We start from the raw sequence: 13,385 nt of genomic DNA on the forward strand, positions 1-13,385 counted from the left end.
TGTCTTGCCCATTAAACGAGAAGATCGGATATATCCGAGAGCAATAAAAGCAAAGGCAAAGAAATACCCCAATAAAAAGAAAGCCAGTCAGCTTAACTGACTGGCATTAGGCAGTAATGCCCCTTTTTGTTTTCTCTAACATGGCAATTCCGCTACACTAGTCTTGCTTTTAGGACGAACTTGAAAGCACTTTATTTGGAGGTGATATGCATTGTCCTTTTTGTTCTGAGAACGATACAAAAGTAATTGATTCCCGCTTAGTTGCGGACGGCCACCAGGTGCGCCGCCGTCGTCAGTGTTTGGCATGTAATGAACGTTTTACTACGTTTGAAACCGCGGAATTGGTGATGCCAAAAGTGATTAAGTCGAATGGAAACCGTGAACCGTTTGATGAAGACAAAATGGTAGGCGGCATTCAACGAGCTTTAGAAAAACGTCCAGTGAGTGCGGATGCGATAGAGCTAGCCATTAGCATGATTAAATCGCAGTTGCGTGCCACTGGTGAGCGCGAAGTTCCGAGTGAAATGATTGGTAATTTAGTGATGGATCAACTCAAAGAGTTGGATAAAGTCGCTTACATCCGTTTTGCCTCGGTTTATCGCAGTTTCGAAGATATCCGAGAGTTCGGTGAAGAAATTGCTCGCCTCGAAGACTGATTAAATCATGACGCAATACTTGCCTTCCTCAGAATTTACTTCTCAAGATTTCAACATGATGTCGCGTGCACTAAAACTCGCCAAACGCGGCATATACACAACGGCACCTAATCCAAATGTAGGTTGCGTTATTGTGCGCAATGGCGAGATTATAGGGGAAGGCTACCACCATCGTGCGGGAGAGCCTCATGCAGAAGTGCATGCATTACGCATGGCTGGGCGTAATGCTGAAGGTGCCACCGCTTATGTGACGCTTGAGCCTTGCTCTCATTATGGACGAACACCACCTTGTGCAGAAGGGCTGATTAGCGCCAACGTGGCGAAAGTGATTTGCGCAATGCAAGACCCTAACCCGAAAGTGGCTGGGCGTGGTATTCAAATGCTTCGTGATGCTGGTATTGAGGTTCAAGTGGGGCTATTGGAAAGCGATGCCATCGCACTTAATCAAGGTTTTATCAAATTTATGAAAACTGGCATGCCTTTCATACAGTTGAAAATGGCAGCCAGTTTAGATGGGCAAAGTGCACTCAGTAATGGCCAGAGTCAATGGATCACCTCCCCAAAGGCTCGTCAAGATGTGCAGCGTTATCGCGCACAGAGTGGTGGCATTCTCTCGACCAGTAAAACGGTGATTGATGACAATGCGTCACTGAATGTACGTTGGGATGATTTGCCTAAAAGTGTACAAACGCTCTATCCCAAAGATGATGTGCGTCAGCCGCCACGTGTGATTTTGGATCGCCAATCTCAACTGAGTGTTGACCTAAAGTTATTTAACACCGATGGTGAGCGGATTGTTGTCAGCCCAGATGGCGACTTTTCCCCTCAACTGGATGAAGCTGGTCGAATTGACCTTACTGCGACACTCAAAGCGGTCGCGAGTAAATATCATATCAATCACTTATGGGTGGAGGCCGGGGCGACACTTGCGAGTTCGCTAATCAGAGCGAACCTTGTTGATGAGCTCATAGTTTATCTTGCACCTAAATTGATGGGTAGCGATGGGCGTGGGCTTATCGGTGCTTTAGGTTTAACTGAGATGGCGCAGGTTATCGATCTTAATATTACCGACGTTCGTATGGTGGGGGTGGACATTCGCCTCACCGCAACGATCACGACAGCGAAGAAAGAAGCAATATGTTTACAGGAATAATAGAAGCAGTTGGCAAACTCACTGCAATCATGCCAAAAGGCGAAGACATGACCGTAACGGTAGAAGTCGGCAAGTTGGATATGTCTGACGTTAAGTTAGGCGACAGTATTGCTACCAACGGTGTGTGCTTGACGGTCGTAGACTTCGGTAGCAACTACTACAGTGCCGATTTGTCACTGGAAACACTTAACAAAACAGGCTTTGCCGCTTACCAAGTTGGCGACAAAGTGAACTTAGAAAAAGCGATGCTACCTACAACGCGTTTTGGTGGTCACATCGTTTCTGGCCACATCGATGGCGTGGGTGAAATCGTAGAGCGCAACCAAGTGGGACGTGCGATAGAGTTTTGGGTCGCGATGCCGGCTGAAATCACTAAGTACGTAGCAGAAAAAGGCTCGATTACCGTCGATGGTATCAGTCTGACGGTGAATGATTTACGTAAGCATGCTTTTAAGTTGACGATCGTTCCCCACACCAGTGAAGAAACAACGATTGATCAATTTCAAGTTGGTCGCAAAGTCAATTTGGAAGTCGATGTGTTAGCTCGTTATATGGAGCGCTTGCTGCAAGTGCAACGAGAAGAACCGCAAGAATCACGCATCACAATGGAATTCTTGCAGCAAAATGGTTTTGCATAATCTTAGCTGACCATAGTCACAGAACGCCATTAGGTTAATTGACTTAACAGAACGGCCGTTCAAACTCGGAGCTTACTGTAGCCATAAGTATGGACTCACAGCAACATGTCAAGCGCATTGCTGCTACAAAAATAAATTCTGAATAACGGGGAAACAGGCTATGCCAATCAGCACACCACAAGAAATTATCGATGAAATTCGCGCGGGTAAAATGGTCATTCTAATGGATGATGAAGACCGTGAGAACGAAGGTGATTTGATCATGGCTGCCGAGCATATCACGCCGGAAGCGATTAATTTTATGGCGACTTATGGCCGTGGCTTGATCTGTCTCACCATGACAAAAACACGTTGTGAGAGTTTAGGCTTGCCGCCAATGGTGCAGGACAACAACGCTCAGTACACAACTAACTTCACCGTATCAATTGAAGCGGCAGAAGGGGTGACGACCGGGATTTCTGCAGCAGACCGTGCACGTACGGTCCAAGCCGCAGTGGCATCAAATGCGAAAGCGGCGGATTTGGTTCAACCTGGTCACATCTTTCCTCTTGCTGCGCAAGATGGCGGCGTTCTGACTCGCGCAGGTCACACCGAAGCGGGGTGTGATTTAGCTCGCCTTGCTGGTTTAGAGCCTGCATCAGTTATTGTTGAGATCCTTAATGACGACGGCACCATGGCACGTCGTCCCGATCTTGAAGTGTTTGCTGAAAAACATGGCCTGAAGCTTGGTACCATTGCGGATCTGATCGAGTACCGCAACAACACAGAAACCACCATTGAGCGTGTTGCTGAATGTAAACTGCCAACCGAGTTCGGTGAATTCACGCTAGTGACCTACAAAGACACGATTGATAACCAAGTGCATTACGCGCTGTGCAAGGGGGAGTTGCAAGGTGAAGCGCCATTGGTGCGAGTGCACCTGCAGGATGTGTTTACGGATTTACTGCGCAGTGATCGTAACGCAGAGCGCAGCTGGACGCTAGACAAAGCGATGAAACGCATTGGTGAAGAAGGCGGCGTGCTCGTAGTGCTTGGTCATGAAGAATCGACCGATCTTCTCATCCACCGTGTAAAAATGTTTCAAGCACAAGATAAAGGCGAAGCACCAACGTTGGCGAAAAGACAGGGCACGTCACGTCGTGTCGGTGTTGGTTCACAGATCCTTGCAGATTTGGGGGTACATGATATGCGTTTGTTGTCGTCGACCAACAAAAAATACCACGCGTTAGGTGGCTTTGGCCTGAACGTGGTTGAATACGTTTGCGAGTAACAACACTCCACAATAGAGCCTTAGCCGTGAGTGAGCTTAGTTTGCTTACGGCTAGTAACTTGTGGCTCGCCTCCAATTTCCATTAGATATTGCTCACAGACTTGTGCTAGAATCCGTCGATTCTCACTTGATGAACAATTTTCACTTATAAATAGAGTTAAAGGAAAGCTTATGAAAGTGATCGAGGGTGGCTTCCCAGCGCCAAATGCAAAAATTGCTATCGTTATTTCGCGTTTTAATAGTTTTATTAACGAAAGCTTACTTTCTGGTGCGATCGATACACTAAAGCGTCATGGACAAGTAAGCGAAGACAACATTACTGTTGTTCGTTGCCCAGGAGCGGTAGAACTGCCTTTGGTAGCTCAGCGTGTTGCTAAAACAGGCAAATACGATGCTATCGTATCTCTAGGTACAGTAATCCGTGGCGGTACACCACACTTTGACTATGTTTGTAGTGAATGTAACAAAGGTCTTGCACAAGTGTCTATGGAATATAGTCTTCCAGTGGCATTTGGTGTATTGACAGTTGATACTATTGATCAAGCGATTGAACGCGCGGGAACCAAGGCTGGTAATAAAGGTGCAGAGGCTGCACTAAGCGCACTTGAAATGATTAACGTACTATCTGAAATTGATTCCTAATGGGGGCCAGTGTGAAACCAGCCGCACGTCGTAACGCACGTCAATTCGCTCTACAGGCGATCTATTCATGGCAAATTACTAAAGAGAATGTTGCCACGATTGAAGAACAGTTTTTGTCTGGCGACAAATACGATGAAGAAGAACTTCATGCCTCTGAGCCTGCACTAGCTGCTCCAGAAACTGACGTAGCTTACTTCCGTGAACTACTAAGCGGTGTTGTACTTAGCCACTCAGAGCTAGATAGCAAAATCCGTCCATACGTGTCTCGTCCAATGCAGGATTTAGACATGATGGAACTTGCTCTTCTTCGCCTAGCTATGTACGAGATGACTCGTCGCGAAGATGTTCCTTACAAAGTGGTTATCAATGAAGCGATTGAACTTGCAAAAGTGTTCGCAGCAGAAGACAGCCACAAATTTGTGAATGGTGTGCTAGATAAGGCCGCACCACACGTACGTAAGAAATAATAATTTCTTAAATAAAAAGGTCAGCAGATGCTGACCTTTTTTGTATTAAAAGATAAATAAAAGATGTCTGGTGAATTTAGTCTAATCGAAAAGTATTTCGTTGGTCGTCAAAACCAACGCAAAGATGTACACCTAGCGGCTGGTGATGATTGCGCGCTAGTTCAAGCCCCCGCGAATGTTCAGATTGCTATCAGTACCGATACACTTGTCGCCGGTACTCACTTTCTTGCTGATGCGAATCCTGCCTGGGTAGCACATAAAGCCCTTGCTTCAAATATCAGTGATCTTGCCGCGATGGGCGCAACGCCAGCCTGGGTAAGCTTCGCATTGACGATGCCAGAGCCGGATGAGACGTGGTTGGCCCCTTTCTGTGATGCGTTTTTTGAGTTGGCGGATTACTTTGGCATTCAGCTTATTGGTGGCGATACCACCAAAGGTCCATTGAGTTTAACGTTGACAGTGCAAGGCTTCGTCCCTGAAGGGAAAGCATTAACTCGATCTGGAGCGAAAGTAGGAGACTGGGTTTACGTGACGGGCAACCTTGGTGATGCGAAAGCGGGCTTGGATGTTATCCTAGATGAATCTTTACGTTCTCGAGTCGCTGCGGCAGAGCTTGAGAAAGCTCATTATCTCAGTACACCGCGTGTATTGGCAGGGCAAGCCTTAGTGGGATTGGCGTCTTCAGCGATTGATATTTCCGATGGTTTGATTTCTGACATTAAACACATTCTTAAGCGATCTGAAGTTGGCGTCAGTTTGGATGCCTCCCTACTACCCATATCCTCAGAGTTGGTTCAGTTTTTAGATGATAAGATCAGCGCGCAGCAGTATGCTTTATCTAGTGGCGAAGAGTACGAATTGTGCTTTACTGTGCCAGAGCAGAACCGAGGCTCACTACCGAGTGCATTGGCACACATAGGATGTAAAGTGACGTGTATTGGTCAAATTCGACCGATGGGAACGTTTGAGTTACATGATAATAATCAGCCTCTTGATTGGGATCTTAGTGGTTTTGATCACTTCAAGTGATCTGAACTTAAGATTGAAACCAAACTAGCAGTAAAGGTTTAAGGAAATGACCAACCCTCTTTCTCTGATTTCATTAAAGAATCCGTGGCACCTTTTGGCGACGGGCTTTGGCAGCGGCTTATCACCAGTGATTCCTGGAACAATGGGGACGCTTGCGGCGGTGCCATTGTTTCTCCTTCTGGCACAACTGCCTTTCCCGCTTTATGTGATTGTCGTACTTTTCTCTTGTGTGATTGGCATTAAGATTTGCCAAGTGACATCAGATGATATGGGCGTTCATGACCACGGCTCAATTGTGTGGGATGAGTTCGCCGGTTTTTGGATCACCATGAGCCTAATGCCTGCATTGAATATTCCAGTGACCGAGTGGAAGTGGCTATTAACGGGCTTCGTCTTGTTCCGATTCTTCGACATGGTAAAGCCGTGGCCGATCGGTTGGTTAGATAAACGTGTCCACGGCGGCTTGGGTATTATGATCGATGATATCGTTGCAGGAGGCATGGCGGGCATCGCGCTTTTCTTCATCGCAAAATACGCAGGTTGGATGTAATACCTACCCTCAAGCTCTAAAATCAACAGATAAACCAAAGGGATGCAGCGACATCCCTTTTGTGTTTATTTTGCTGCGTTTTTTTGTGTTCGCTTATTTCGCTAGATAGTCGTTGATCGACTGCTCGATGCCTTTCGCATCTAAGCCAAGCTCTTCATGCAACTCGTCTTGTGTACCTTGAGGAATGAAGCGATCTGGCAAGCCAAGATTTAGCACTGGCTTAATGATCTTCTCTTGCATCAAAAACTCAATGACACCCGCACCTGCGCCACCTGCAATTGCGTTCTCTTCTAGTGTCACAAGAACATCGTGCTCAGAGGCAAGTTGACGAATCAGCTCCTCATCCAAAGGCTTCACGAAGCGCATGTCAGCCACAGTTGCATTTAGGTTTTCCGCTGCTTCGAGTGCATTACCTAGGAAGGTACCGAAGCTTAGAATTGCGACTGTCTCACCTTTACGAACGACACGGCCTTTACCAATCTCAAGCGCTGTGAAGTCTTGTTTGATTTCTGTACCTATGCCGCTGCCACGTGGATATCGAACCGCACTTGGGCCCGTGTGCTTATGACCGGTGTACAGCATTTGACGACATTCATTTTCATCGCTTGGCGCCATAATCACCATGTTTGGGATACAACGCATAAAGCTAAGATCGAACGCGCCTTGGTGAGTTTGACCATCTGCGCCAACCAAACCAGCACGGTCGATAGCGAACATCACGGGTAAATCCATGATCGCAACATCATGGATCAACTGATCGTAACCACGCTGCAAGAAGGTTGAGTAAATCGCAACGATCGGGTGATCGCCAGCTATCGCCATACCGGTTGCAAGCGTCACTGCGTGTTGCTCTGCAATCGCAACATCGAAGTATTGGTTTGGGTACTCTTTCGAGAAACGCACCATGCCAGAGCCTTCACGCATTGCTGGCGTAATTGCCATCAGTTTAGGATCTTGCGCGGCCATATCGCAAAGGAAGTCACCAAAGATCTTAGAGAAACTAGGCTTACCACCATTGCTCTTTGGCAAACTGTTGTGTGATGGGTCGAACTTTGGAACTCCGTGGTAGCCGATAGGGTCTTTCTCTGCAGGTTCGTAACCTTTGCCTTTCTTGGTCATGATGTGCAGGAACTGAGGGCCTTTCAGCTCACGCATGTTCTTGAGGGTTTTGACCAGTTCATTGACATCGTGACCGTCCACAGGACCAATGTAGTTGAAGCCGAGCTCTTCAAATAGCGTGCCCGGAACTACCATGCCTTTTAGGTGTTCTTCCGTGCGACGAACCAACTCTTTGATTGGTGGCACACCAGAAAGCACTTTTTTACCGCCTTCACGGATAGAGGTGTATAGGCTGCCTGAAAGGACTTTGGCTAAATGGTTATTTAGTGCGCCGACGTTTTCTGAAATCGACATCTCGTTGTCATTGAGAATAACCAGCATGTCAGTGTGCACGTCACCAGCGTGGTTCATCGCTTCAAATGCCATGCCTGCCGTGATGGCACCATCACCAATCACACTGACTACTTTGCGACCTTGGCCCTCTTTCTGGGCACTTATGGCCATGCCAAGCCCGGCACTGATCGAAGTCGATGAATGTCCAACGGATAGGGTGTCGTATTCACTCTCTTCGCGCCACGGGAATGGGTGTAGGCCATCCTTTTGACGGATAGTTGGCATTTGGTCACGACGACCAGTCAGGATCTTATGTGGGTATGCTTGATGACCCACATCCCAGATCAACTGATCAACAGGTGTGTTGTATACATAGTGTAGAGCCACAGTGAGTTCTACGGTGCCTAAGCCAGACGCTAGGTGTCCGCTTGATTGGCTCACTGAATTTAGCAGATACGTACGCAGTTCATCACACAAAGTAGGCAATGTTTCTTTCGGAAGAAGACGCAGGTCTTCCGGTGTATTTGCTAACGCCAGTGTTGGGTACTTTGAAATATCAAGAGTCATATAAATGCGCGCTTATAGAGTTAGTTCTTGCGCTCGATGACATATCGGGCGAACTCTTCGAGTAACTGAGTATTGTATGGGATCGCTTCCAATGCTTGAAGCGCTTCCTGTAGTAGAGTGTGAGCTTTCTCCATTGCTCCCTCCAAACCCAATAAAGATGGATAAGTGCTCTTATTCAGATCTTGGTCTGAGCCTTGAGGCTTACCCAGTGTTTCAGTGTCACTGATAATATCAAGAATATCGTCTTGAACTTGAAACGCCAGACCGATCGCTTGCGAGTAGCGTTCTAGCTGTGGCAAGACTTCTAGGCCTTTTTCACCAGCGGCTAACGCGCCAAGTTTAATCGCACAGTTAATCAGGGCACCGGTTTTATTGCGATGGATTTTTTCTAATTCTGTGAGAGAGACTCGACGATTTTCAGCAGCAAGATCCAACGCTTGACCGACACACATACCGCTCGCCCCAGACGCTTGCGCTAAGGTTTGTACCATCTTGATACGGTACTTCTCCGCATTTAGGTTCAGTGCGCCTTCAGCGATGATGGTGAACGCGAGGGTTTGCAGTGCATCACCGGTCAAAATGGCCGTCGCTTCATCAAACTTAATATGGCAAGTTGGTTGGCCACGGCGCAGCTCATCGTCATCCATTGCAGGTAAATCGTCATGGATGAGCGAGTAGGCGTGGACACACTCGATAGCAGAGGCTGGGGTATCGAGATCTTCTGGTGCGCAACCAAGCATTTGACCTGTGATGTAAACAAGGAATGGGCGAACCCGTTTACCTCCAAGTAATAGGCCATATTTCATTGCTTGGATCAATGGCTGTTCCTGGTGAGGCAGTTGCTCAAGCCACAGATTCAGTTGCTGGTTATTTCTTTGTTGATAAGACGTCAATGTCTCTTGCATTACATTGCTCACTACTGATTATGATTCTGACTCAGGGGTGAAGTCACTCAGCGGTGCTTCATCATCTTCACTAAGAAGAATACTAACGCGATATTCTGCGTCACTCAGTTTGGTTTGGCCAGCACGAGCCAACGCAATGCCACGTTCAAATTTGCGTAGGGCATCATCTAGGGCAAGATCGCCGTTTTCTAATTGATCAACCAAGCTATCCAGCTCTTCAATGGTTGCTTCGAAGGTCATATTTTCTGGTTTTTTGACCGCCATCTTTTATTTGCCTTAATCAAGCCTCTAATCGAATCCACGAAAGTTACCTTAGCCTACTAACTTGGTCAAATTTAACCTCATATAATTGTCACAAATTTGGCTTTCGACCAGGCAGAATAGGCGATGCCCATTATCTAATTAGGGAGATAACGATCTTTTTGTGACTTATTAACCAAGATTTCTCTAAAAATTCTGCTCTCGCTGTCGATACAAGTAATAATTCGCCTGACTTGGCAATATTTGAATTTAGCGTGAGGAGTGCTTTGTGGATTTAGCAACCCTAATAGGTTTGATCGGTGGTTTTGCATTCGTCATTATGGCGATGGTGCTTGGTGGCAGCATCGGTATGTTCGTCGACGTCACTTCAATCCTAATCGTCGTTGGTGGTTCTGCATTTGTTGTATTGATGAAGTTCACCATGGGGCAGTTCTTCGGTGCGACCAAAATTGCGGGTAAAGCATTCATGTTTAAAGCGGATGAGTCAGAAGATTTAATTGCTAAGATCGTTGAAATGGCTGACGCCGCGCGCAAAGGTGGGTTTCTTGCGCTAGAAGAAATGGAAATCAACAACAGCTTTATGCAAAAGGGCATCGATTTATTGGTTGATGGCCATGATGCGGACGTCGTACGTGCCGCACTGCAAAAAGACATCGCCCTAACGGATGAGCGTCATACACAAGGTACGGGAGTGTTCCGTGCGTTTGGCGAGGTTGCACCCGCGATGGGGATGATTGGTACATTGGTTGGTCTGGTAGCCATGCTTTCGAACATGGATGATCCTAAAGCGATCGGTCCGGCAATGGCGGTTGCTCTATTGACCACGCTCTATGGCGCGGTACTTTCCAACATGGTGTTTTTCCCCATTGCAGACAAGCTTTCTCTACGTCGTGATCAAGAAACACTCAATCGTCGTTTGATTATGGATGGTGTACTTGCCATTCAAGATGGTCAGAACCCACGAGTTATCGACAGTTACCTCAAGAACTACCTCAACGAGGGTAAGCGCGTTCTTGAGATTGACGATTAACCCGGAGGTCATCTGATGGATGAAGATAACAAATGTGATTGCCCGCCACCTGGGCTCCCCCAGTGGATGGGGACATTTGCTGATTTGATGTCTCTGCTGATGTGTTTCTTTGTACTGTTGCTCTCTTTCTCTGAGATGGATGTCCTAAAGTTCAAGCAGATCGCTGGTTCGATGAAGTTCGCCTTTGGTGTGCAAAACCAACTTGAGGTGAAAGATATTCCAAAGGGGACGAGTATTATCGCGCAAGAGTTTCGTCCAGGGCGACCTGAACCGACACCGATTGATGTCATCATGCAGCAAACCATGGACATCACTCAGCAAACATTAGAGTTTCATGAAGGCGAATCTGATCGTGCGGGGGGGACAAAGCGTGATCAAGGTAAGTTAACCGGGGGGCAATCGCCAGAAACCTCGACGCAAAGCAACCAATCGTCAGAAGCTGATATGCAACAGCAGCAGTCTGAAGCGACCTCGCAGTCGATGGATACTTTGATGGAAAGCATCAAGAAGGCACTGGAGCGAGAGATTGAACAAGGAGCGATCGAAGTAGAAAACCTTGGTCAACAAATCGTGATTCGAATGCGCGAGAAAGGCGCTTTCCCTGAGGGATCGGCGTTCTTGCAGCCCAAGTTTCGTCCTCTGGTGCGTCAGATAGCGGAATTAGTAAAGGATGTACCCGGCATAGTACGTATTTCTGGTCATACCGATAACCAGAGAATCGATTCTGAGCTTTATCGCTCTAATTGGGACCTATCTTCCCAGCGAGCGGTTTCTGTCGCGCAGGAGATGGAGAAAGTCAGGGGCTTCTCACGTCAAAGATTGCGTGTGCGAGGCATGGCGGATACCGAACCTCTGGTAGCGAATGATTCTGACACTAACCGTGCGCTTAACCGCCGAGTAGAGATCAGTATTATGCAAGGTGAACCGCTTTACAGTGATGAAGTCCCCGTCATTCAATAATTCGGTATTTATTCTTATACTAAAGCGAGCGTTTAGCTCGCTTTTTTTTTGACATTTACGCGGAAACTAGCACCTAGAGGTTACTTGGGTGTATAATCTTGCGCCTTTGAAGTGAGCTCAGGCTACCGGTAGTGAACGACGCTCTCCATTGCGACGTAAAATAGACCGAGGTGGAGTATCACTCACTGTTGATTGCGAAACTAACCTGCGAACGAAACTATGAAATTTATTGTAAAGCCCCATCCAGAAATTTTTGTAAAAAGTGAATCTGTGCGTAAGCGCTTCACAAAGATTTTAGAGTGCAACATTCGTAACATTGTGAAGAACCGTACGGAATCTGTTGCGGTTTTTAACCGTCGTGATCACATTGAAGTGACCTCCGAGAGTGACGAATTTTACGCTGAAGTACTGGAAATCCTGACGCATACACCAGGCATCCACCACGTATTAGAAGTAAAACAGTCTGAGTTTAAAGATTTGCACGATATTTACGAGCAAGTGCTAGAACTTAGCGGTGCGTCGATCGAAGGTAAAACTTTTGTGGTACGCGCTAAGCGCCGCGGTAAGCATGATTTTACTTCGCTTGAACTTGAGCGTTATGTCGGTGGTGGTCTTAACCAAGCGGTTGAGAGCGCACGCGTTAAGTTGAGCAACCCAGAAGTAACGATCAAGGTCGAAGTATCAAACGACAAGCTAAACCAAGTATTGGCGCGTCATAAAGGTCTTGGCGGTTTCCCTCTAGGTACTCAAGAAGACGTACTCAGCTTGATCTCCGGCGGCTTTGACTCTGGTGTTTCAAGCTATCTGCACATCAAACGTGGTTCAAAAGTCCATTACTGTTTCTTTAACCTAGGAGGTCCTGCACACGAAATCGGTGTTAAGCAGGTTTCTCACTACTTATGGAACAAATACGGTTCTTCAGCAAAAGTACGCTTTATCTCCGTGGACTTCGAACCAGTTGTGGCAGAAATCCTAGAAAAAGTGGATGACGGTCAAATGGGTGTTATCCTCAAGCGCATGTTTATGCGTGCGGCGGGAATGATTGCTGAGAAGTTGAAGATTGAAGCTTTGGTCACTGGTGAAGCTCTAGGTCAGGTATCGAGCCAAACGCTAACGAACCTTCGTCACATTGATAACGTCACCGATACGCTAATCCTGCGTCCACTTATCAACTGGGATAAAGAAGACATCATTAACCTAGCGCGCGATATCGGCACGGAAGACTTCGCTAAAACCATGCCGGAATACTGTGGTGTTATCTCGAAGAAACCAACAGTAAAAGCAGTGAAACATAAGCTAGAAACAGAAGAAGCGAAATTCGATTTCAGTATTCTAGAAAAAGTGGTTCTTGAAGCTCGTCAAATGGACATTCGTGACATTGCGAAAGAATCTGAACAAGCCGCCCCAGAAGTTGAGCAAGTTCAAGCGGTAGAAGAGCATGCCATTGTGCTAGATATTCGTAGCCCTGAAGAGGAAGACGATAGCCCATTAGAAATCGATGGTGTTGATGTTAAGCACATCCCGTTCTACAAGTTGAGTACTCAGTTTGGTGACTTGGACCAGTCTAAGACTTACCTGTTGTACTGTGACCGTGGTGTCATGAGTCGCCTTCAAGCGCTTTACTTACAAGAGCAAGGCTTCAACAACGTGAAAGTTTATCGCCCGTAACCTCCTTCGATAGGAATGACCACAAAGCGCAACCTGAGGAATCAGCTTGCGCTTTTTTCGTTGTTGGACGCCTAAAATTTATGTGTAAGACGTTAAAATATAGAGATGCTTCGCACCGTTTTAGTGCTGTATTGATATAACGATAATTAATCCGAAATTCGGTTGGAAAGGTGACCTTAGTGCAAGATTTTTAGGGG

The 13,385-nt window shown here is 46.8% G+C and carries 14 protein-coding genes; 11 read left to right on the plus strand and 3 right to left on the minus strand.

Annotated elements, in window-relative coordinates:
* Positions 1 to 206 precede the first annotated feature (206 nt).
* From nrdR to pgpA, 8 genes are all read left to right on the plus strand, one after another.
* Positions 207 to 656, plus strand: a complete 450-nt coding sequence (gene nrdR / locus AK965_RS17885; protein WP_099080884.1) for a transcriptional regulator NrdR — start codon at positions 207 to 209, stop codon at positions 654 to 656.
* Positions 657 to 663: 7 nt separating this feature from the next.
* Positions 664 to 1,809 carry a bifunctional diaminohydroxyphosphoribosylaminopyrimidine deaminase/5-amino-6-(5-phosphoribosylamino)uracil reductase RibD gene (gene ribD / locus AK965_RS17890; RefSeq protein ID WP_099080885.1) on the plus strand — a complete coding sequence of 382 codons (1,146 nt, stop codon included), beginning with the start codon at positions 664 to 666 and terminating at the stop codon, positions 1,807 to 1,809.
* The gene (locus tag AK965_RS17895; protein ID WP_099080886.1) at positions 1,794 to 2,447 is read left to right on the plus strand and encodes a riboflavin synthase; all 654 of its coding nucleotides are present in this window, start codon (positions 1,794 to 1,796) and stop codon (positions 2,445 to 2,447) included. The genes ribD and AK965_RS17895 overlap by 16 nt, the downstream gene beginning before the upstream one ends.
* Positions 2,448 to 2,607: 160 nt before the next feature.
* Entirely contained in the window at positions 2,608 to 3,717 is a 1,110-nt protein-coding gene (gene ribBA, locus AK965_RS17900) for a bifunctional 3,4-dihydroxy-2-butanone-4-phosphate synthase/GTP cyclohydrolase II (protein ID WP_099080887.1), read from the plus strand.
* Positions 3,718 to 3,888: 171 nt separating this feature from the next.
* A complete protein-coding gene (gene ribE / locus AK965_RS17905; RefSeq protein ID WP_099080888.1) occupies positions 3,889 to 4,359 on the plus strand; it encodes a 6,7-dimethyl-8-ribityllumazine synthase in 471 nt (156 codons plus the stop codon).
* Positions 4,359 to 4,826, plus strand: coding sequence for a transcription antitermination factor NusB (nusB, locus tag AK965_RS17910; protein WP_099080889.1), 468 nt, complete (start codon positions 4,359 to 4,361; stop codon positions 4,824 to 4,826). The genes ribE and nusB overlap by 1 nt, the downstream gene beginning before the upstream one ends.
* Before the next feature lie 63 nt (positions 4,827 to 4,889).
* Complete coding sequence (gene thiL, locus AK965_RS17915) at positions 4,890 to 5,855, plus strand: thiamine-phosphate kinase (RefSeq protein WP_099080890.1); 966 nt, start codon at positions 4,890 to 4,892, stop codon at positions 5,853 to 5,855.
* Positions 5,856 to 5,901: 46 nt separating this feature from the next.
* Positions 5,902 to 6,405, plus strand: a complete 504-nt coding sequence (gene pgpA, locus AK965_RS17920) for a phosphatidylglycerophosphatase A (protein ID WP_099080891.1) — start codon at positions 5,902 to 5,904, stop codon at positions 6,403 to 6,405.
* A gap of 93 nt (positions 6,406 to 6,498) precedes the next feature.
* Here the strand turns inward: pgpA and dxs are convergent, their stop codons facing one another.
* From dxs to xseB, 3 genes are read right to left on the minus strand one after another with little or no spacing between them, the layout of a single operon-like run.
* Entirely contained in the window at positions 6,499 to 8,364 is a 1,866-nt protein-coding gene (dxs, locus tag AK965_RS17925) for a 1-deoxy-D-xylulose-5-phosphate synthase (protein WP_099080892.1), read from the minus strand.
* 20 nt (positions 8,365 to 8,384) lie between these two features.
* Entirely contained in the window at positions 8,385 to 9,269 is an 885-nt protein-coding gene (gene ispA / locus AK965_RS17930; protein WP_099080893.1) for a (2E,6E)-farnesyl diphosphate synthase, read from the minus strand.
* An 18-nt stretch (positions 9,270 to 9,287) separates the two neighbouring features.
* Positions 9,288 to 9,533 (minus strand): exodeoxyribonuclease VII small subunit, encoded by a 246-nt coding sequence (xseB, locus tag AK965_RS17935; RefSeq protein WP_099080894.1) that lies wholly within the window; start codon positions 9,531 to 9,533, stop codon positions 9,288 to 9,290.
* Positions 9,534 to 9,798: 265 nt separating this feature from the next.
* Between xseB and pomA the strand changes: the two genes are divergently transcribed.
* From pomA to thiI, 3 genes are all read left to right on the plus strand, one after another.
* Positions 9,799 to 10,560, plus strand: a complete 762-nt coding sequence (gene pomA / locus AK965_RS17940) for a flagellar motor protein PomA (protein WP_099080895.1) — start codon at positions 9,799 to 9,801, stop codon at positions 10,558 to 10,560.
* Between the two features lie 15 nt (positions 10,561 to 10,575).
* On the plus strand, positions 10,576 to 11,520 hold the full coding sequence (locus AK965_RS17945) for a flagellar motor protein MotB (RefSeq protein ID WP_172438189.1): 945 nt from the start codon (positions 10,576 to 10,578) through the stop codon (positions 11,518 to 11,520).
* A gap of 219 nt (positions 11,521 to 11,739) precedes the next feature.
* On the plus strand, positions 11,740 to 13,188 hold the full coding sequence (thiI, locus tag AK965_RS17950; RefSeq protein ID WP_099080897.1) for a tRNA uracil 4-sulfurtransferase ThiI: 1,449 nt from the start codon (positions 11,740 to 11,742) through the stop codon (positions 13,186 to 13,188).
* Positions 13,189 to 13,385: the final 197 nt, after the last annotated feature.

Source organism: Vibrio sp. PID17_43 (assembly GCF_002608565.1).
Classification (GTDB): Bacteria; Pseudomonadota; Gammaproteobacteria; order Enterobacterales; family Vibrionaceae; genus Vibrio.